Here is a 20,758-nt window from a genome sequence, read left to right as displayed (position 1 = left end):
GATGAATCAGAAGAAAATAAAGAACGTACTGGATAGTTTTCAGGAAGGAGTAATAGAAGAGATGAGCTTTTCAGGTTCAGACCTGAATATTAAACTGGAATGCAGATTTTTGGCTCAGGAAGTAAATAGCACTTTTCAATATTTTTACTGTGTTCTGAAATCCTGTAGTGGATTGCATCTCAGGTATTGGGACGATGAAGATAAAATCGTTGACGATCCAGCTTATCTTAGTAATCTTCTTTTAGAATTACTTGGCCTGGAACCTGTAAATGAAACTGATTTAAAGGTGTATGTTAATTGCACAGCACTTGGATTTGGTGGAAATTTATACTTTTCAGCATCAGATATCATTGTTTTTGATGAGGATTTCAGACAGATGGATCCGGAAGAATTGTTGTTTCTTTCTGACAAATATTGGACCAGTCTAATGGATATTGAATAGGAAAGGTAGGGGATACTTGTCCGGTAATCTAAATTGAAGGCTTATGAATAGAATATTTTTAATACTACTACAGCTTTTTGTTATTAATTTTTTTTCATGCAAAGGTATTCAGAAGACCGCTTCTACCCATATTGAATGCAAACAATTGACTTATGATATTCATCTGGGTGAAATAAATGGAGTGAAACCCGATTTATCCCAGAATGACATAAAAGAATGGTTTCCCTGCTATACATCTGTTATTGCCGATGGCAGCAATCATTCATGCGGGGGGGCAATATTTTATGAAGGATTGGGATTTACATATTACACCTATTGGGATTTTGTGGAAGTAAATAAAGCATTTAAAGGGGAAGTAGCAGGAAAAATATTTGAAAAAAATAGAAAGGAAATTCGTCAACTATTGGGAAGCCCTGCCGAGACGAAATACAGGGAAGATAGACCCGATATAGATTTTTATCCCTCAACATATGGATGTATCCGAATAGAATATTCCAATAACCGTGCAATCAAGATTGCTTCTCATTATTATCAGTGCGATCAGATTGAGCTTTGCGACTGAAATAAGTTGTAAGTAATAAGTTTTAAGTGAAGGGGGGAAAGATCTGATTCTTTCTAGCTTGAGCTGAATAAAAATATTGCCTCTTTAAGATTTTTAATCATTTGAAATTCTTCCCCCAAAGTACTTTTTTAGAAATCTCTTAAAACTTATCACTTAATACTTATAACTTTTGGATAACTTTGAAAAGGGAACTTAATTCCCATATTTCAGATTGATCAAAGGTATTTTATAGTCCCCGTTTTATGTCCAAAGAAAAGGCAAAATCCCCAAGAGGAAAAAAAGAACAAATAGAGCAGCACAGACTTCACCTTAGGAATATCACATTAGATGATTTTGAGCAGATTAAGGAAATAATGGAGTTGGTATATTCCAATGCAGGCGGCGCTTGGACTAAAACTGAGCTCAAGTCAATGCTGAAACACTTTCCAGAAGGGCAGATTGGAATTGAAGACAATGGAAAGCTTGTAGCAGCTGCATTCAGTCTTATTGTAGATTATGCTAAATATGGTGATAATCATACTTATAAGCAGATTACTGGCAATGGAATGCTCACCACACATGATCCGGATGGAGATACTCTTTATGGTATAGATGTTTTTGTTCATCCGGAATATCAAGGATTGAGGTTGGGTAGAAGGCTTTATGATGCGAGAAAAGAGCTATGTGAAAAATTGAATTTGCGTGCTATCATTGCCGGAGGACGTATTCCTGGATATAAGAAAATTTCCAAAAAACTTAGTCCTAAGGAATATATAGATAAGGTAAAAAATAAGGAAATCGTTGACCCCATTTTGACCTTCCAGATGGCTAATGATTTTCACGTTCGTAAAGTAATGGTGAATTACCTTCCGGATGACATTGATTCGAAATCCTATGCAACCTTATTAGAATGGATCAATGTGTATTATGAACCTACAGATAATAAACTCTTTGGCGGTCAGAAATCAATTGTAAGGGTAGGGGTAGTACAATGGATGATGCGTCCGCTTAAAGATTTTAACGATCTAATGCAAAATATGGAGTTCTTTGTAGATACAGTTTCAGGCTATAAAGCTGATTTTGTAATATTCCCAGAGTTTTTCAATGCTCCTTTAATGGCTCAGGCAAATAAAGACAGCGCTGCAGATGCAGTTAGGGTGCTTGCTGGTTACACAGAAGCTGTAAGGGATAAACTCGTTAGTTTTGCTCTTTCTTACAATATAAATATCATTGCCGGTAGTATGCCCCTCCTCCAGGAAGATGGTTTATACAATGTTTCTTATTTATGTAAAAGAGACGGGACCTGGGATGTGCAGTATAAGCTGCACGTCACTCCAGACGAAGCCAGCTATTGGGGAATGAAAGGCGGAAATGAATTGAAAGTATTCGAAACAGATGCAGGGAAAGTCGGAATATTGATCTGTTATGATGTTGAGTTTCCGGAGCTGTCAAGAATATTGGCTGAAGAAGGTATTAATATTCTTTTTGTTCCGTTCTGGACAGATACCAAGAATTCCTTTCTTAGAGTGAGCCGTTGTGCTCAGGCCAGAGCAATTGAAAATGAGTGTTATGTTGCTATTTCAGGAAGTGTTGGAAACCTTCCGGGTGTTGAAAATATGGATATTCAATATGCTCAATCGGCCGTATTTTCACCTTCAGATTTCTCATTTCCGCATGATGCCATTATAGCGGAAGCGACAACAAATTCGGAAACAACGCTGGTAGTCGATTTGGATACTGACCTCTTGAAAAAGATCAGAACGTCCGGAACTGTTCGGAATTTGCAAAACAGAAGGAGCGATTTGTACAAGGTATCCTGGTTAAAAAAATAAATTTTGAAAAAAAAGCTTAAAAAAGTAACTCCCTGAGTTACTTTTTTTTATTTTTACTCGTATAGGAAAAAGTAAAATTATTCTTCGAAAGTTTTTATTTTAGTTTCCCGAACAAAATCATGGATTTATAGTCATTTTCTATAAGTTGTTTTTTGCACATGATAGCCTTAGGGGGGTACTTTTTGGCAGAATAATATTGAAAATTCATTAACCTTAAAAACACAAATAAAGCTATGTTCTCTCTATTCGAGTCAAAAAAAGATAAAAAGTTTAAACAGCATTTGAGAAACCTGGTTTTTCTCGCCAAAGTAGATGGAAAGTTGAATGAAGTTGAAAGAGATTTAATTTTTAGAATAGGGCTTAAATATGGCTTGAAAGATTATTTCATTGCAGAGCTTATCGAAGAAGTTCCGGATTTCGATTTCCGTCTCCCTGCAAGTGATTATGAAAGATTTGATCAGATCTATGATCTTGTTCAGCTAATGGTTAGCGACGGCATAGTGGATGATCATGAACTTGATTTTTGTGTAGATATGGCAGAACGACTTGGCTTCAGAAAAGCAGTTGTCGGGGTGTTGGTAAGAAAAATTTCCCAGGGAGTAAGCAATGGCCAGAATAAAGACCTGATAAGAAAAGAAGCGGAAGCTTTTTTAGCTAATTAAGCTTTCTTATTCTAAATACTAGATATAGAAAATAAAAAAGAGGCAGATTTTATAAATCAGCCTCTTTTTGTTATATAAGGAGGAAAGTTTTAACTTCCAAATACTTTTTTAAGCAAATCCGTTACCCTAGCTGCCGGGTCTTTTCTGATTTTAGTTTCTTCATCCGCAACAAGTAAGAATAGGCCTTTTAAGGCTTTATTAGTAGTATATCTGGTCAGGTCTGTATCTACCTTTTTTACCAGTGGAAGCTTATTGTAAAGCGTTGTAAGTTCTTTCCACTTTTTTGTTGCAGTCGTTTTATTGAGTGCAGTGGTGATATGTGGAGCAAATGCACTATATAAAGAAGAATTGGTCGTTTTTCTTAAATATCCAGTAGCAGCAGTATCCGGGCCGGTCAGTATGTTCTTGGCATCAGTAAGAGTCATTTGCTTAATGGAATTTGCGAAAATAGTTGCAGCTTCTTTGGAAGCATCTTCTGCGGCTCTGTTAAGCGTAAGCTCAAATTCATCTACTTTTTTGCCATAACCAAGCTTACGCAATTCAGTAGCTACCTTTTGACAATCTTCTGGAAAAGGAATTTTAACCTTTGGGTTTTTATAAAAACCATCAAGTTTGTTGAGATTTTGAGAAGCGGTTTTTGATCCAAGTGTTAAAGCTTCTTTTAGGCCATTAATAATTTCCGTTTCTGAAACTGCACTGTTTGAGGTGGGAAGGCTGGTCGGTACATTTACTTTTACCCCGCCAATATTTATCTGACCAAATGATAAGGTTGAACCGGAAATTAGAAGTATTGAAGCAAAGGTTTTTAAGGAGTTCATATGTTTAGGATACAGTTCTTGGGTTTATTTTTCAAGTTTTGTGCCAGAAGCAATTACGCTATTATAAACGAATCTGTTTAATAAAATTTTATGATTCAGAGAAACCTTGAGCCTTTTTGGTTCAATTATTTAACCTCTTTTAAGTTAATATCATTGGTAGGGTCATTATCAGACTTATTTTTATCCTGATTGTCAGGCATTGAAGGGTAGTGCGGGTCTCTATTTCTTATAATGATAGATACTACAAGTGAAATCATCAGACCAATTAGGGTAGTAAAAAAGGCGGTGGTAAATAATTGTTGTCCAGGTGAAAACCCTTTTTTTATGTTTTCGACCTGTTTTGCAATTTCATCAGGTTTTAAGCCGCTTTTTTGCATGCTGGAAATGGTCTCTTTTACGAAAAAATCTCCAAGATCAGGATTGATCCATTTAGCATAAGCATAAGAAAATAACCCCCAGGATAATCCGGCAAAAAATGAAATTATAACACCTGCCATTACAGACTGGCTAAAAGAAATTTTACCATTGTAAATTGATTCTTTCGCTTTTTTCGAGCCTAAGTAAATACCAGCAGCGAGAATCAGGTATGCTACAATACTAAAAGATAGTGATATTTGATATAAATATTCGTAATAAACAACAAGCCAGATGCCTGCTGCTGAGCCTGAAATAAGGCCGTATGAAACTCTTTTATCCATACGGCCAAATTAAGGCAAAAAAGCTTATTTCGAAAATTGATTTTGTGATTTGTCAGTGGCCTTGGCCTGTGGCTCTCCTGTTACACTTATATCATCCAGGCCGGCAAGCATTTCTTCCTTAAGGGCTTTGAACTGTTTCATGTCAGATTTTTTCACCGGATCCCCTTTAATGGTTTTAACTTTTGTACCATCTATTTGCTTTCCATTTTCCCAAAAGCGGAAACATACGTGTGGTCCACTTGCTAGTCCTGTACTACCAACATAACCTATTACCTGTCCCTGTTTTACTTTTGTTCCTGGTTTCATCCCCTTTGCTATGCGTGACATGTGAAGGTATTGAGTTGTATGAGTTTTATTATGTTTTACTTTAACATAGTTCCCATTGAATACTGCAAACCTGGATTCGGTAACGACTCCGTCGGCTACGGACATTATTGGGGTTCCTGTAGGTGCGGCATAATCAGTTCCTAAGTGAGCTTTGAACACTTTTTGTACCGGATGAAATCTTCTTTTAGTAAACTTGGAGCTTATTCGAAAGAATTTTAATGGTGATTTTAAAAATCCACCTTGTTGGAGACTATTACCTTCCTCATCATAGAAGGCATCTTTGCCGTTCTTGCCGAAGTTAAAAGCATAATATTTTTTATTGTCGTGTTCGAAACAAACAGATTGGATTCTCTTTACATTAAGAGGTTGTCCTTCCAGTGTTACTTCATCAAATATGATTTTGAAGTTATCTCCTTGTTGTATTTTAAAGAAGTCGACTTTTCTTGCAAAAATTTTAGAAAGCTCATATGCCAGCACAGCTGGAGCGTTCATTTGTTGAAGCGTTTCGTAAAGCGAACTTGTGATAATACCTCCTGTTCTTCTTTCTATGGTATCAGTAGCTTTCTGATCGACCAATACTTCTAGGGGAGTAGTTTTAAATACGATAGTCTGAGTAGGATCTCCATAATAAATGAATCCTCTGGCGACAGAGTCTTTTTTAGATCTTAATACTTCATAGGATTTACCAGCCTGTATTTTACTTACTTTGAATTTGTCTTTTGATTCTGTTATCAGCTGATTGATTACATCTTTAGATACATTATACTTTTGTAGTATTGAAGTGAAATTTTCATTCTTCTTTACCTTATCTTCTATGATAGATAAAGAATCTATATTCATTCCGTATTGGATAACAGGAGCAGGAGGGGGGAGTTGCTCTATTGTATCAATCCTTTGCTCTTCTTTAAGTGCTTCAATTTCGTTGTTCGATCTGTTTATTGTTAATAAAAAAAATAAAATCAGAGCGGATGTTATAATTACGGCTGCAAGAATGAAAATTCTTAATTGCTTTTTGTGCATACTTTAATGATTTATAAAAGAAGGATTAATCACTTAAACCTTCGCTTTCTGGAAATAATTCCAGATTATTCTGAATAAAATTCGGCGTTTATTGCCTGGTGAATTTTTTGGAAAGAGAAATTTAATACGGCCTAGGATAGAAAAAGTTTTAGAATTAATTGGTGGTAGGTAAAAAAAACAAGGAAGGCGTTAACCTTCCTTGTTAAATTGTCATTAGATAAAATTAGTTATTTATTGCTACACTCGCTTTAGATTTCTCAAGAGCTTGTTCTATATCTTTGATAATATCTTCAATGTTTTCAAGGCCGACAGAAACTCTTATTAATCCAGGAAGAATGCCCACTGCAAGTCTGTCCTGTTCAGTCAGCTTGGAATGTGTGGTAGAGGCTGGGTGTGTTGTAATGGTTCTTGAATCACCAAGGTTAGCGCTGTTTGTTGCCATTATACATGAATTAAGGAATTCTCTTCCTCTTTCCACTCCACCTTTTATAATGAAAGTAACTATTCCACCGCCAGCTTTCATTTGTTTTTTAGCAAGTGCGTGTTGAGGATGGCTTTTTAAGAAAGGATATTTTACAGATTCTATCTCAGGATGGTTTTCAAGATACTGGGCTAGTTTTAATGCATTGTCGCAGTGTCTGTCCATTCTTACTGCTAAAGTTTCAAGGCTTTTAGAGAAGATCCAGGCATTGAATGGTGATAAAGCTGGTCCTGTATGTCTGCTGAAGAATCGTACTTCTTTGATTAATTCTTTGCTTCCGACAATGATACCTCCGATTGCTCTTCCTTGTCCGTCTATAAACTTTGTAGCTGAGTGGTTGACAATATGAGCTCCCCACTTTAGAGGCTGTTGTAGATAAGGTGTAGCAAAACAATTGTCAACATTAAGAATAACGTTGTGTTTGTTAGCAAGTTTGCCCAGCCACTCCAGATCTATCAGATCAAGCGCAGGATTAGAAGGAGTTTCCACCATAATCATTTTGGTGTTTTTTTGTATTAAACCTTCCCAGGTCTCTGGCTTATCTATATCAGCAAATGTGTGAGTGATTCCCCACCTTGTAAAAATGTTGGTAAGAATTTGAATGGTAGATCCGAAAACAGATCTGGAAACTAGAATATGATCACCAGATTTCAAGAAAGCAGCCATGCTGGTAAATACTGCGGACATTCCGGATGCAAGGGCAAAGCCATCTTCAGCGCCTTCCATCTGGCAGATTTTTTCAATAAATTCACTGTTATTCGGATTGGAAAAACGTGTATATATATTGCCAGGATATTCGTCTGCAAAAAGTGCACGTGCCTGCTCTGCGTCATCAAATACAAAACTGGAGGTCATATAAATAGGGGCAGTATGCTCCCTGTTATAAGATCTCTCCATCTGATTTCTAATCGCGTTGGTTTCAAAATGATCAAATTGCTGCTCCATTCAATTTAATATTATAGTGATTAATTAAGATTTCTCGGGTTCTAGATTACATCAAGCGACCAGGTAATTTTGGCCGTTTTTTCAAGGGTTTTGGCTACTGAACAATATTTGTCAAGAGACAACACAATAGCTTTTTCAACTTTGGAAGTGTCAACAGGCCCTTTTACTATGAATTTGATATGGATGTCCTGAAATAAAGAAGGGACAGCTTCCGGCTCCCTTTCTCCGTTGATTTCAATTTTGAAATCAGCAACTTCTACTCTTTGTTTTTTTAGAATTGATAAAACATCAATGGCACTGCAACCTCCTAATCCCATAAGGAGTAATTCCATTGGTCTTGCACCCAGGTTTTGCCCTCCAATAGCCGGAGAAGCATCAATGTTTACCTGGTTTCCCTGTTCGTTGGACGCTTCAAAATGGTAAGCATCATTACGTCTGTCTAGTTTAATAAGCATGCTTCAAAATTAAATTATATCCTGATGTTTATCTGTTAAGGGGTCAAAATTATAAATAAAATTTTTCTTTTTATAATTATTGCCAAATAAAATTTTGAAATAGTTAGTTTGTTGGATTTTTTTCAAAATTTTATTTTGTTGATAGGCTTTTTTTAAAAATTTTTGCTATTTTTGAATTATACCTTCTTAGAGGGAACTTTTTAAGGAGGGAATTTCTTAACTTTAGAATACAAACCCTGCTCTGCGGAGCTTAACTAATTTTGTAAATGAGCACAGAATTACAAGTAAACAAAGAATTATTAGACAAGATTAATCCTGAAGCTAAAGAGGATATTCTGGAATTGCAAACCAAGATCCAGTCATTCAGAAATCTTGAAATGGATCAGGATAAATTCAGAGCTTTCCGTTTGGCAAGAGGTGTATATGGTCAGCGTCAGGAAGGTGTTCAGATGATTCGTATAAAACTTCCTTTCGGAAAAGTTTCACCTTTACAGTTAGTTAGAATTGCAGATATTTCGGACCGTTATGCAGCTCACAATCTGCATTTGACAACGCGTCAGGATATTCAGATTCACTTTGTGAAGCTGGAAAATTCGCCCAAAGTATGGGCAGAACTGGAAGAGGTTGGTGTTACTTTGAGAGAGGCTTGTGGAAATACAGTTCGTAATATTACTGCTTCTTCTGAAGCTGGAATTGATCCGGATGAGTTGTTTGATGTAACTCCATATGCTCATGCTGCATTTAAGTTTTTCCTGAGGAATCCGGTTTGTCAGGAAATGGGAAGAAAATTTAAGATGTCTTTTTCTAGCAGCGATAAAGATTCTGCATTTGGTTTTATGCACGATCTTGGTTTTGTGCCAAGAGTGAAAACTGAAAATGGAAAAGAAATCAGAGGGTTTAAAGTATTCTTAGGAGGAGGGCTTGGTGCTCAGCCTTTCCTGGCCCATGTTGCTCATGAATTCTTACCGGAAGATCAGATGATTCCATTCATCGAAACGGTAATCAGAGTGTTTGACAGACATGGTGAAAGAAGTAAAAGGCATAAAGCTCGTTTGAAATATCTTGTAAACGGCATTGGGTTTGAAGCTTTCATGAAACTGGTAGAAGGAGAAAAGAAAGCTATAAAATGCAAGTCATTTATAGTTGACAGAGATGCGGTAGAATCTACTATTCCTGGTCCTGAGAGAGCTTATCCGACCACAGCTCCTTCAGATCAACAAAAATATGAAAACTGGTTAAAGACCAATGTTTTCGAACAAAAGCAAAAAGGATTTTATGGCGTAAATGTAAAGCAGTTCCTTGGTGATATGCCAACAGATACTGCAAGAGAATTTGCAGCCATAGTACAAAAATATGCTTCTGATGATATCAGAATTACAGTAAATCAAGGCTGGTTATTGAAATTTGTCAGAAAAGAAGCTTTGACAGGTTTGTTTAATGAGTTGGATAAACTTGGCCTTGCAGATCCCGGATTTGATAGTACTGTAGATATTACCGCATGCCCTGGTACAGACACGTGTAATCTGGCAATCAGCAGTAGTACAGGGATTTCAGGTGAACTTGAAAGAATGATGAAAGAGGAGTTTCCTGATCTTATCTTCAATAAAAATATCAAGATTAAAATCAGCGGTTGTATGAACGCTTGCGGTCAGCATACAATTGCGAATATAGGTTTTCATGGTATGTCCATTAAAAATGGAAACTATGTATTGCCAGCAATGCAATTGCTTCTGGGTGGTGGAATCGAGCCAGATGGAACAGGAAGTATAGCGGATAAAGTTGTAAAACTACCTACCAAAAGATGTCCTGATGCTGTCAGAGTAATCCTTGCAGATTATGATGAATTTGGATTTGAAGGAGAGTACTTCAATGATTATTACAGAAGACAAATTGCTGCAGATAAAACTTATTTCTATAAGAAATTAAAACCTCTGGCTGAGTTGTCTACGCTTACAGAGCTTGACTACATTGATTGGGGGCATACTGAAAAATATGTGACTGAGGTCGGAGTTGGTGAATGTGCCGGTGTAATGCTTGACCTTGTTGGTACTCTGATACAAGAAACAGAAGATAAATTGAAGTGGGCAAAAAGAGCTTATGACAAAGGTGCTTATGCTGACAGTATCTATCAGTCATATGTTACTTTTGTTAGTGGAGCAAAAGCACTGTTAACTTCAGAAAATATCAATTGCAATACACATATTGGGATCGTGAAAGATTTCGATACACACTTTATTGCTAAAGGTGCATTGCAATTAGACGGAGGTTCATTCGAGAAGCTTGTCCTAAAGATGAGTGAACAAGAGCCGACTCAAGAATTTGCTAAAGTTTATCTTTCTGAAGTTACAGATTTTTTATCAAAGGTAAGAGCATACAGAGCGCAAAAGTTATTGGTAAACGGGTAATATAATAAATATGAAAAGTGCAAGATTAACATTAGTCGGAGCTGGTCCTGGAGATCCGGAGCTGATAACACTGAAGGGGATAAAAGCCCTTTCTGAAGCTGATGTAGTCTTGTATGACGCACTAATTCACCCTGACATACTTAATCATATTCCTGCAAATACTCCAAAAGTATTTGTCGGAAAGAAGAAAGGTGTATGTCAGTTTCCTCAGGAAGATATAAACAAACTGATTGTTGATCATGCTTTGAAATATGGTCATGTTGTGCGATTAAAAGGAGGGGATCCTTTTATCTTTGGACGTGGTCATGAAGAGCTTGTGTATGCGCAGTCCTTTGATATTCCTACAACTGTAATTCCTGGTATTTCTAGCTCTATTGCTGTGCCGGAGTTGCAGGGAATTCCGCTTACAAGAAGAGGTGTTAATGATAGCTTCTGGGTACTTACCGGTACTACAAGAAATCATGAATTGTCTTCTGATATTGAAATAGCTGCTCGTTCTAATGCTACAGTTGTCATTCTTATGGGGATGACAAAACTAAAAGAAATTGTTTCTATCTTTCAGGAACAAAATAAAGGAGATATACCTGTGGCTGTCATTCAGAACGGAACCATGCCTGATGAAAAGATCGGCCTGGGTACTGTTGATACCATCGTTGATGTAGTTGATGAGTTAAAGTTATCTTCTCCTGCTGTAATTGTGATAGGTAAAGTAGTAGATCTGCATCCGGATTATGTAAATGAATTCATATTTCAGGAAAAGGAAAGACTTGAGGATGTCAAAGGCGGAATGAGACCGGAAACCAAAGAGTTTTATAGGAAATTATTTAACTGGTAATCTTATTAAGATTTGGAAAATCTGAATCATAAAGAATCAAATGACAGGAAAGGGAATCAACTCTTTCCTGTTTTTTTTAAGTTGGAACACTTGCAGGTGCTTGTGGTTGGTGGTGGTTTTGTCGGACTGGAAAAGGTGTCTGCGATATATAAAAATTGTCAGAAAGCACAGGTAACTTTAGTTGCACCTGAAATAAAAGATGAAATCCGCACACTCGCACTTGAATTTCCATTACTAAAGTTAGAACAAAGGGAGTATCAGAAATCCGATCTTAATCGGAAGGATCTTGTTATAGCTGCCACTTCAATAAGAGGTCTTAATAAACAGGTGCATGATGATGCCAAAGTTTTCAGAGTGCTTTGCAACATTGCGGATACGCCTGATCTATGTGATTTTTACCTGAGTTCAGTTGTTCAGAAAGGAGATTTGAAGATAGCAGTTTCAACGAATGGTAAATCCCCGACATTTGCGAAGAGAATGAGAGAGATGCTGGAAGACATTTTACCTGATAGCATAGACAAAATACTTGCTAATCTGAATCAGATCAGAGAAAAATTAAGAGGGGATTTTGAATATAAAGTAAAGAAACTTGACGAGATTACGTCAGTTTTGAAAGAAAAGGATAAATTTGATCAGAATAAATAACGTTAATGTAAAATGAAAGAAATATCTGTAACTGAGCTGAAGGAGCTTATTGATAAAGGTGAAAATTTTCAACTGATTGATGTCCGTGAGCCAGGTGAATTTCAGGCTGCGAATTTAGGTGGTGAACTTATCCCATTGGCGACAGTACCTCAGAATGTTGCAAAATTTTCTAAAGATAAAATGGTTGTAGTGCATTGCAGAAGCGGCAAAAGAAGCGGAGATGCTATCAGATTTTTGGAAACGAATTTTGGTTATACCAATCTCTATAACCTCAAAGGTGGAATATTAGCATATAAGGCAGAGATTGATCCAAGTTTAAATCCTTAATACTGAATGAGGGAAAATTTTTATCGCTTGTATCAGTTCAATCACTGGGCTAATAAAAAGCTGGCGGAGGTATTGAAGAATGATTATTGTGAAGAAGGCGCAAGGTTGCTAAGTCATATTGTTAATTCAGAATTGATCTGGTATGGGCGAATAAATAATGAAACTTATCATTCTATAAAACTTTGGCAATTACATGAACCTTTTTTGTTAAAGGTATATGCAGTTGAAAGTTCTTTGAATTTTTTTCAGTTAATAGATACTTGTCCGGAAGACGATTTTTTAAAAGAAGTAAAATATAAAAATACCAAAGGTGAGGCTTTAGAAACGTGCCTTTCTGATATATTATTTCATGTTGTTAGCCATGGCTCTTATCATCGCGGGCAAGTAAATAAAGCCCTCATAGAGGCAGGGAAGGAGCCAGTAAATGTTGATTACATTACTTTCTCAAGACTTGGTAAATCGTAACAACTGGAAGCTTAAGGCGCAAAGCTAAAAGTGAAGCGCTCCAATTGTTGAAAACAATCAACCTTATTTTAGGAATCGACTTGATAAAGTAATACATTTTTTTCATGTGTGATATTTTATTCTTTTAGCTTTAAGCTTTGCACTTTTAAAGTCTAAACCTTAAGAAACCAAACGCAAAAGATAAATTTGGCCCTTTCTGTCTTAAATAAGTGACAATATCTCTGGTAGCTGCTCCTAGCTCCCATGTTCCGTTTTCACCAACAACTATGGTTAGTCCAAATGGTACGTTTGCTCTGGAGATATAATTACCACCTGTATTTATACCCGTTGACAGTCTTATCCATCGGATTGGCTTGATATCGCCACCAACTCCTATGTATGGTTTTTCAAAATTGCCCGCTTCTTTGTTTGTCGGCATGATAAAGTCAAAACCAACATTAACGATTTCAATCAATCTTATGCTGGCTCCAAGTCTAAACATTGTTGGGAGTTTAGCTTTTATGTTTTTTTGACCTTCCCATTTCAATGTTCCGGATTTGGCAAGTATATTGGGAGCCTGCGAAAATATATTATAGTTGTTGGATCCTTCAGAAGCCATAGAGGCTAGAGTTGTATCTTTTATTGTATATACATTTCCTGTATAATTAATAGAACCAATATTGGTAATGGCTGCACCTATAGTTATTTTTTCATTTATAACTACATCTGCTCCAAAATCAAAACCAAATCCATTTCCTATGGATTGATAGTTTTCGTTGTTTATTGCCGATGGATTATTTGCTGCACCTACTCCAAAATCTATTTCAAAATATGGATTAAAAGCTCCAGCCATAACTATTTTTCCATTTTTAACTTCACAGTTTGTGTAGTTAAAGCCTTGTAGATATTTTACACCAACACCCGCAGTGATATACAGCAAATCATTACCGAAGACTTTTCGTCCATAGTTTAAATTGTATTCCCGATACCAGTTGTTTTTAATTTTCGATCCGTCAAAAAGTGCTGAGAGTTTTAGTTGGTTGCTTGCCATCCCTTGATCAATACCTATAGCTTCATATTGTTCATATTGGCTTGGATCATTAGCAACTATTTCACCATTATTTAGCTTTAATTGATCAAAATAGGCTGAAGTTTTTCCTCTGAATAACAGATCGGCAGTCAAACCACTGAATTGAGAATACCAACGCATAGATTCTTTAATTGAAAATGCAAAGCCTCCCAATTTGTCACTTTGTATAGCAAATCCCAAAGCCATCAGGTCTACGTTGGCAGCAACACCATTTCCAGCAAATTGCTGTGCCGCTTTAATTTTATCATGTTGATTGAAGATGTCATTGTACTCAGTAAGACTTTTTCCAAATGTTGTTTTACTCAAAGCATTAGAGTATGCGGAAGCAGCACCTTCCATTAATCCCAATGTTACATGCTTTGTTTCATATTCAGTATGTAAGCCTAGATTAGCAGGGTTTATTCCGATTGTTTGATAATCTGTTACAAATGTTGTGGAGACTCCCCGTCCCGTAGAGGTAAAAGAACTGAATTCCTGTTGAGCAAATGATTGATTAACTGAAAAAGCTATAAAAAACAGGGGTAAAAGTTTTTTCATACAGTAAATAATTTATTCAAAACTAGATTTTAATTCAGAAAATTTGTCTGCAAGAAGTGAGGTTTTATTACTTCAGAGCTTTGGTGATAGCTTTTTTTATGAAATAATAAAGACCTATAAGCGAGGAGATTATAAGAAGTAGTGTTATTACTTTACTCATACTTTCCTGTCCGGGAGCATTTATTGCCTGAATTAATTCTCCGGCCTTACTTCCTATGTAGCAGAATAATAGTGTACGGGGAAGCATCCCTGCGGTTCCAAAAATGAGGTATTTTCTGAAATTTGCTCCCAAAACTGACAGTAGAAAATTCATTAAGGCAAATGGAATTACCGGAGAAAGTCTGGAAAGGAAAATGATTTTTGGTTCTTCATTTTTGAGATTTGACTTAATAAGTGCTGTCTTGTTAAAGCGCAGAAGCGTCTTCATGAAGTGGCCATTATCAAGTTTCTGAGCTAAGAAATATCCAAGGACAGATGCAAATATGTAGGTTGGTATAACAATGTATACAGAATTTATCCCTAAAAAATAGCCGGAAACTGTAGCAATAAGTGTTGTATGGCACAATCCTGTTGCCATGCACATGCCCAATATTAAGGAAAGCAGACTATATTCTGGGAGAGTGAATGAAGATATCTGCTCCTGATATCTTATTGAAAGGTAAATAAGGTAAGAGTCTGAAATAAAGGGAGCAAGGGTGAAATATAAAAGATATAAGGCAGTTGTCCGGTTGTCTTTAATAAGCTCACGGATTCCTTTTATCATTTCCCTCTTCTTTTTGTTATATTGCAATGTTAAGAAAATTCTATTCTCTAATGAAATGGAGTTTTAAAAAAACTAAGTTGGTAATCTTAAATAGGTATAATTAGAATCTTCAGAAAGAAATAAAAAAGGAAAATGAAATTCGGAACCAAAGCAATTCATGCAGGCGTGGAGCCTGATCCTTCAACAGGAGCAATCATGACTCCTATATATCAAACCTCTACCTATGTGCAAGCCTCTCCGGGCGACCATAAGGGGTATGAGTATTCAAGAACACATAACCCTACAAGAACTGCTTTGCAAAATAGTCTTGCTGCGCTTGAAAATGGCGCACAAGGATTGTGTTTTGCTTCTGGTATGGCTGCAATAGACACTATTCTGAAATTGCTTAAGCCTGGCGATGAGGTAATTTCAACTAATGATCTATATGGTGGAACTTATAGAATATTCACCAAAGTATTTGCGCATTATGGTATCAAGTTTCATTTTATCCCGATGGACAATGCGAAGGAGGTTGAGAAATATATCAACTCCAATACAAAGCTTATCTGGATGGAGACTCCAACCAATCCTTTGTTAAATATTATTGATATAAAGGCCATTGCCAATCTTGGAAAGAAACATACAGTCATTACTGTTGTAGACAATACCTTTGCCACTCCTTATCTTCAGCTTCCTCTGGATCTTGGCGTTGATATTGTAATGCATTCAGTAACAAAATATCTTTCAGGGCATTCTGATGTTGTAATGGGAGCTATCATTCTGAACGACAAAGAAGTGGCTGCCAGACTAGCATTTCTTCAAAATGCATGTGGGGCAGTTCCAGGACCTCAGGATTGTTTCTTAGTACTGAGAGGTATTAAAACATTACATCTGCGAATGGAAAGACATTGTGACAATGCTGCAAAAATAGCACAGTTTTTGTCTGAACATCCTAAAGTCGATAAAGTTTATTACCCGGGATTAAGTTCTCATCCTAATCATGCTGTGGCTCAGAAGCAGATGAAAGCTTTCGGCGGTATGCTTTCATTTACATTGAAAGGTGACAAAATTGAAGATGCGAAAAGGTTCCTTGAAAGAGCTAAATTATTTTCTCTTGCCGAATCTTTAGGGGGAGTAGAATCGTTATGCGGGCATCCTGCAACAATGACACATGCCAGCATTCCTAAGGAAGAAAGAGAAAAAGCCGGATTAAAAGATAGTCTTATAAGGCTTAGTGTAGGAGTTGAGGATGTTGAAGATCTTATTGAAGATCTGAAAAATGCTATAGGATAATAAAACAACTTTAATAAAGTAAAATCGTTTGTATTGCAGATAAAAAACTAAACATAAAACTTTAAACAATTTAAATTTAAACACAATGGAAAAAGATAATTTGTATTACAGCCAGGGGAAAAGCGTATCGACCATGAGTCAATCCTTTATGGCTAATGTATTTATCTGGATGTCTGCAGGTCTAGTTATGACTGCTGCAATTTCATTTCTTTTTGCTAATAATGCTTCTTTATTATCATTGTTAATAAATGAAAGAGGATGGTCAATATTTGGCTATATCGTTTTGTTTGCTCCGATAGGGTTTGTTTTATTAATGAATTTTGCATTTGAAAAATTGTCATATGGAATGCTGGTGTTATTATTTATGACGTATTCAGCATTGATGGGAATGTCTTTAAGTGTAATTTTCCTTGTATACACGGCCGGTTCAATTTATTCAATATTCTTTGTTACAGCTGGTATGTTCGCTGTTACAGCGATATATGGTTATACAACAAAAACCGATCTTACAAGAATTGGTAACCTGTTAATGATGGCTCTTTTCGGAATTATCATTGCAAGTGTTATTAATATGTTCCTTCACAGCGACACACTTTCCTATATTATGAGCATTGTGAGTGTTGTTGTATTTACAGGTCTTACAGCATATAATGTTCAAAGTATGAAAGATATTTATAATGATGGCAGTGAAAGAGCTGGTAAGCTTGCTATCATTGGTGCAATGTCGCTTTATATCAACTTTATTAATCTCTTCCTTGCTCTTTTGAGATTGTTCGGAAACAGAAGAGACTAATCTTAAAAATCTACCTAAATAGGATGCAAAAGTCTGCTGTGAGGCAGACTTTTGCTTTTTATATTGCTGTCAGTTATTCAATCTTGCTACCTTTAAAAAAAACAACTATGCCTCAACAGTTTCTTGAATTAGATCAACTTTGTGTTGAAGTTAATGGGAGATTCATTCTAAAAGATATTTCGTTCAAGTTAAAAAAAGGAACTTCTTTGGCTATCATAGGTCCTTCAGGCAGCGGGAAAACAATATTGGGAAAGGTTCTTGCGAACAGGATTACACCTACTTCGGGTATAATTAATTTTTCTTTTCCTTCAGATTATAAAAGCGTTTTTATCTCCCAGCAGCATGATTTCAGGGATTCTTCAGAGAGAAGCTATTACCAGCAAAGGTTTGATAGCAATTATGGGCAGAATTTTCCTCTTGTTGAAGAAGAACTGCTAAAAGCCGCCACCGGACTTCCTCTCTCAGAAATTGAAAATATCGCAAAGCAGTTGCGAATGGATTATCTCCTCAAAAGAAGATTGATTGAATTGTCAAATGGTGAAGGCAAGCGATTACAAATCGCAAGAGCTTTATTGCAAAAGCCAGAGGTGATCATATTTGACAGTCCTTTTATAGGATTGGATACAGAAGCAAGAAAAGTACTGCATAGCATTATTAATGAACTGATAACTTTAGGGAGTACTGTTGTTGTGATTACAACTCCTGACGAGATTCCGGAACAGATAAATTATGTTTTGAAGCTAACAGGTGGAAAGATAGATAATATGGCTTCTCTTAGAGAATTTAAAGATTCGTATAAAGGTGAAGAACAACAACCCTCGGAAACATTTATCCTTCATGATTCGGAACTGTATAATCAGTTGTACTGGAATGAGCAGGAGGAGTTCAAAGTGGCAGTAGAAATGAAAGATGTTACAGTGAAATATGGTGATAAGATTATTCTGGATAAAGTTAACTGGAAAATCTGCAAAGGTGAATGCTGGGCTTTGATTGGTCATAATGGTTCCGGAAAATCTACTTTGCTTAGTCTTATTAACGGCGATAATCCTCAGGCTTATGGAAATGATATTTGGCTTTTTGATAAGAAGAAGGGGAGTGGTGAAAGCATTTGGGAGTTAAAAGCAAAAATAGGTTATATCTCTCCTGAGCTGCATATATTTTTTCAGCGTAATAAAAGTTTCACAGAAGCTTTATTTGTCAATTCGGCAGCTCAAAGCCTCGCAGCTGAAACTTCTTCTGGTGGTATTACGGTTTTTGATTCCATTGCCTCAGGTTTTAATGATCAGGTAGGATCTTCAGGAAAAATTTCATCATGGCAAACTAAGCAGGTTCATCTATGGATGGAAATTTTAAAATTGTCATCATTCAAGACTATGAGATTGTCCCAGTTGTCATTGGGTATTCAACGTCTTGTACTTTTAGGAAGAGCGTTAGTGAAGAATCCTCAACTCCTGATTTTAGATGAACCTTGTCAAGGTCTCGATAAAATGCAGATTAAGCAGTTTGTCTCTGTTGTAAATGAAATTTGTACAACGTTTAATAAAACTCTTATTTATGTTTCTCACTACAAAGAGGACATTCCTTCCTGTGTAAAAAACTACCTTGAATTGGAGGATGGAAAGGTGAAGCAGGTGGTAAGCTAAATTCTTAGATTGCTTAAATTGAGGATTATAACTATCTTGTAGCTTTAATAATCTGAATTTTTTTGTCACGATTTTCAATACCTCAAGATATGTTTTTTAGCAAATCAGTACTCACATTTTTGACCTCGATATTCTTTTGCATTCTAATGAATAGGAGTTATGGTCAATGGACAGATGGACAACCAGCAGCTAATGTATTGGGGCAACCTACATTCACTACCAGTAATCCAATTGCCACTGAGAGTGGATTGAACAGACCCAATCAAGTAGTTGTAGACCCTGTCTCAGGGAAAATATTTGTTGCAGATGCTTTTTCTCATCGGGTTCTTAGATATCCATCCACAGCTGCATATATTGATGGAGCAAACGCTGAAGCTGTATTCGGCCAGACAAACTTGTCAAATGCATTCGTCACTGCAACTTCAACGACGAGCTTAAATACTCCTTCTGGTATAGCTTTGGATGACAATGGAAATTTATGGATTGCAGACCAAGGGAATAATAGAGTAGTAAGAGTCAGTAATGCGGTAACTGCATTAACAGGAAGTGCTTTTGATTTGGTTTTAGGCCAGTCAGGATTTTCTGGTTCTAACGGCGGGACGGGGCTTGCAGAGTTTTCCTCTCCGTGGGCTCTTACTTATAGAAATAATGCTTTATGGGTGTCTGACTTCGGTAATAATAGAATTCTGAAATTTGACAATCCTTCTTTTTTATCCAACGGTGCTCCTGCAAGTTTATATTTAGGTACAGGGAGTCCTGGCCTTTCAGACAATACTTTAAATGGTCCTGGACAGATATCTATTGATGTAAATGGAAATTTGTGGGTTGCAGATGTAAATAATAACAGAGTGTTAAGGTTTAGTAATGCCAATGCATTGTCAAGCAGCGCTGATGCAGATCTGGTTATTGGACAATCTGATTTTTTTACTTCAACAGCTGGTTTGTCTCAATCAGCTCTTAGCAGTCCATGGGGTGTATACATGGATGAAGGCGGGCGTCTTTATATCGCAGATAATGGAAATGACAGAGTATTGATATTCAATAGTACTTCGCTAGCAGCTAATGGTGCCTTGGCAGATCATGTAATCGGGCAGATTGATTTTGCTAACAGCAATACTGCCACAGCCCAGGATAAAGTATCACCAATATTTGTATCAGTTGAGAATGATTTGTTATTCGTCTCTGATTTTTCAAATAATCGGGTATTGATTTTTAAACCATCTACACCATTGCCTGTAAATCTGTTAAACTTTTCAGCAATAAGTAATATAAGAGAAGGGAAGGTATTGCTTCAATGGTATACTGTTAATGAAATTGATTTTTCAAGATTTGAAGTGGAACAAAGTTATGACGAGATAAATTTTGATAAATATGCCGGACAGTTAGCGGCGAAAGGCGGAGCAACAAATACATACCGGTTAGAAGTGCCAGTTTTTAATTATGAATCAGCATACTTTAGATTGAAGTTAATTGATAATGATGGAAGTGTTTCATATAGTAATGTTATATCCGTTAAAGGAGAACAGCAGGAGTTACTTACCTATCCCAACCCTTTTAGGGACAAGTTAGAGGTTGAATTATCATCTGCTACAGGTAATATTTCTGTGTATGATAATTCTGGTAAAGAAATAAAACGAGAGGTTATTTATTCAGATGAAGTGACTTTAGATCTCAAGGTTTTACCTATAGGAGAATACTGGGTTAAGGTACAAACCGATAAGAATATTTTGATAAAAAAGGTTTTAAAGATTGATTAATTTTAATGTTTCCTGAAATTGCTGGG

General features: G+C 36.4%; 20 protein-coding genes. 13 read left to right on the top strand and 7 right to left on the bottom strand.

Annotated elements, in window-relative coordinates:
* Position 1: 1 nt before the first annotated feature.
* The 4 genes from K350_RS0111785 (at position 2) to K350_RS0111770 (ending at position 3,477) form a co-directional block, all read left to right on the top strand.
* Complete coding sequence (locus K350_RS0111785) at positions 2–442, top strand: hypothetical protein (protein ID WP_028980089.1); 441 nt, start codon at positions 2–4, stop codon at positions 440–442.
* A 43-nt stretch (positions 443–485) separates the two neighbouring features.
* Positions 486–1,004 (top strand): hypothetical protein, encoded by a 519-nt coding sequence (locus tag K350_RS0111780; protein WP_028980088.1) that lies wholly within the window; start codon positions 486–488, stop codon positions 1,002–1,004.
* Between the two features lie 242 nt (positions 1,005–1,246).
* Positions 1,247–2,815, top strand: a complete 1,569-nt coding sequence (locus tag K350_RS0111775) for a bifunctional GNAT family N-acetyltransferase/carbon-nitrogen hydrolase family protein (RefSeq protein WP_051313071.1) — start codon at positions 1,247–1,249, stop codon at positions 2,813–2,815.
* A gap of 233 nt (positions 2,816–3,048) precedes the next feature.
* Positions 3,049–3,477 (top strand): tellurite resistance TerB family protein, encoded by a 429-nt coding sequence (locus tag K350_RS0111770; RefSeq protein ID WP_028980086.1) that lies wholly within the window; start codon positions 3,049–3,051, stop codon positions 3,475–3,477.
* 89 nt (positions 3,478–3,566) lie between these two features.
* Here K350_RS0111770 and K350_RS0111765 read toward each other — a convergent pair whose 3' ends face one another.
* From K350_RS0111765 to K350_RS0111745, 5 genes are all read right to left on the bottom strand, one after another.
* On the bottom strand, positions 3,567–4,295 hold the full coding sequence (locus tag K350_RS0111765; RefSeq protein WP_028980085.1) for a DUF4197 domain-containing protein: 729 nt from the start codon (positions 4,293–4,295) through the stop codon (positions 3,567–3,569).
* 125 nt (positions 4,296–4,420) lie between these two features.
* Positions 4,421–4,993, bottom strand: coding sequence for a DUF4199 domain-containing protein (locus K350_RS0111760; protein WP_028980084.1), 573 nt, complete (start codon positions 4,991–4,993; stop codon positions 4,421–4,423).
* Positions 4,994–5,017: 24 nt separating this feature from the next.
* Positions 5,018–6,340 carry a peptidoglycan DD-metalloendopeptidase family protein gene (locus K350_RS28445; RefSeq protein ID WP_037575293.1) on the bottom strand — a complete coding sequence of 441 codons (1,323 nt, stop codon included), beginning with the start codon at positions 6,338–6,340 and terminating at the stop codon, positions 5,018–5,020.
* A 223-nt stretch (positions 6,341–6,563) separates the two neighbouring features.
* Positions 6,564–7,766, bottom strand: coding sequence for a trans-sulfuration enzyme family protein (locus K350_RS0111750; protein WP_028980083.1), 1,203 nt, complete (start codon positions 7,764–7,766; stop codon positions 6,564–6,566).
* A 41-nt stretch (positions 7,767–7,807) separates the two neighbouring features.
* Positions 7,808–8,221, bottom strand: coding sequence for an OsmC family protein (locus K350_RS0111745; protein ID WP_028980082.1), 414 nt, complete (start codon positions 8,219–8,221; stop codon positions 7,808–7,810).
* Between the two features lie 266 nt (positions 8,222–8,487).
* Between K350_RS0111745 and K350_RS0111740 the strand changes: the two genes are divergently transcribed.
* Genes K350_RS0111740 through K350_RS0111720 form a run of 5 tightly spaced genes read left to right on the top strand, consistent with a single transcriptional unit; the run spans position 8,488 to position 12,898 of the window.
* Positions 8,488–10,626: a HEPN domain-containing protein gene (locus tag K350_RS0111740; RefSeq protein ID WP_037575290.1), complete on the top strand. Its 2,139-nt coding sequence runs from the start codon at positions 8,488–8,490 to the stop codon at positions 10,624–10,626.
* Positions 10,627–10,636: 10 nt separating this feature from the next.
* Entirely contained in the window at positions 10,637–11,461 is an 825-nt protein-coding gene (cobA, locus tag K350_RS28440) for a uroporphyrinogen-III C-methyltransferase (RefSeq protein ID WP_081670974.1), read from the top strand.
* Between the two features lie 21 nt (positions 11,462–11,482).
* A complete protein-coding gene (locus K350_RS0111730; RefSeq protein WP_037575412.1) occupies positions 11,483–12,106 on the top strand; it encodes a precorrin-2 dehydrogenase/sirohydrochlorin ferrochelatase family protein in 624 nt (207 codons plus the stop codon).
* A gap of 12 nt (positions 12,107–12,118) precedes the next feature.
* Positions 12,119–12,433, top strand: a complete 315-nt coding sequence (locus K350_RS0111725) for a rhodanese-like domain-containing protein (protein WP_028980079.1) — start codon at positions 12,119–12,121, stop codon at positions 12,431–12,433.
* A 6-nt stretch (positions 12,434–12,439) separates the two neighbouring features.
* The gene (locus K350_RS0111720; protein ID WP_028980078.1) at positions 12,440–12,898 is read left to right on the top strand and encodes a DinB family protein; all 459 of its coding nucleotides are present in this window, start codon (positions 12,440–12,442) and stop codon (positions 12,896–12,898) included.
* A 145-nt stretch (positions 12,899–13,043) separates the two neighbouring features.
* Here K350_RS0111720 and K350_RS0111715 read toward each other — a convergent pair whose 3' ends face one another.
* Together K350_RS0111715 and K350_RS0111710 are read right to left on the bottom strand one after the other, a co-directional pair.
* Complete coding sequence (locus K350_RS0111715) at positions 13,044–14,504, bottom strand: DUF5723 family protein (RefSeq protein WP_028980077.1); 1,461 nt, start codon at positions 14,502–14,504, stop codon at positions 13,044–13,046.
* Positions 14,505–14,571: 67 nt separating this feature from the next.
* Positions 14,572–15,267, bottom strand: coding sequence for a TVP38/TMEM64 family protein (locus K350_RS0111710; RefSeq protein ID WP_028980076.1), 696 nt, complete (start codon positions 15,265–15,267; stop codon positions 14,572–14,574).
* 132 nt (positions 15,268–15,399) lie between these two features.
* Between K350_RS0111710 and K350_RS0111705 the strand changes: the two genes are divergently transcribed.
* The 4 genes from K350_RS0111705 (at position 15,400) to K350_RS31080 (ending at position 20,732) form a co-directional block, all read left to right on the top strand.
* The gene (locus tag K350_RS0111705; protein WP_028980075.1) at positions 15,400–16,539 is read left to right on the top strand and encodes a cystathionine gamma-synthase; all 1,140 of its coding nucleotides are present in this window, start codon (positions 15,400–15,402) and stop codon (positions 16,537–16,539) included.
* Between the two features lie 85 nt (positions 16,540–16,624).
* Positions 16,625–17,332, top strand: coding sequence for a Bax inhibitor-1/YccA family protein (locus tag K350_RS0111700; RefSeq protein ID WP_037575287.1), 708 nt, complete (start codon positions 16,625–16,627; stop codon positions 17,330–17,332).
* Positions 17,333–17,439: 107 nt separating this feature from the next.
* Complete coding sequence (locus tag K350_RS0111695) at positions 17,440–18,975, top strand: ATP-binding cassette domain-containing protein (RefSeq protein WP_028980073.1); 1,536 nt, start codon at positions 17,440–17,442, stop codon at positions 18,973–18,975.
* 146 nt (positions 18,976–19,121) lie between these two features.
* Positions 19,122–20,732, top strand: a complete 1,611-nt coding sequence (locus K350_RS31080) for a T9SS type A sorting domain-containing protein (protein ID WP_051313069.1) — start codon at positions 19,122–19,124, stop codon at positions 20,730–20,732.
* The last annotated feature ends 26 nt before the right edge of the window (positions 20,733–20,758 follow it).

It is taken from the genome of Sporocytophaga myxococcoides DSM 11118, assembly GCF_000426725.1.
Classification (GTDB): Bacteria; Bacteroidota; Bacteroidia; order Cytophagales; family Cytophagaceae; genus Sporocytophaga; species Sporocytophaga myxococcoides.
Note: the sequence above shows the minus strand (reverse complement) of the source record. Positions and strands in the feature narration are given on the sequence as shown.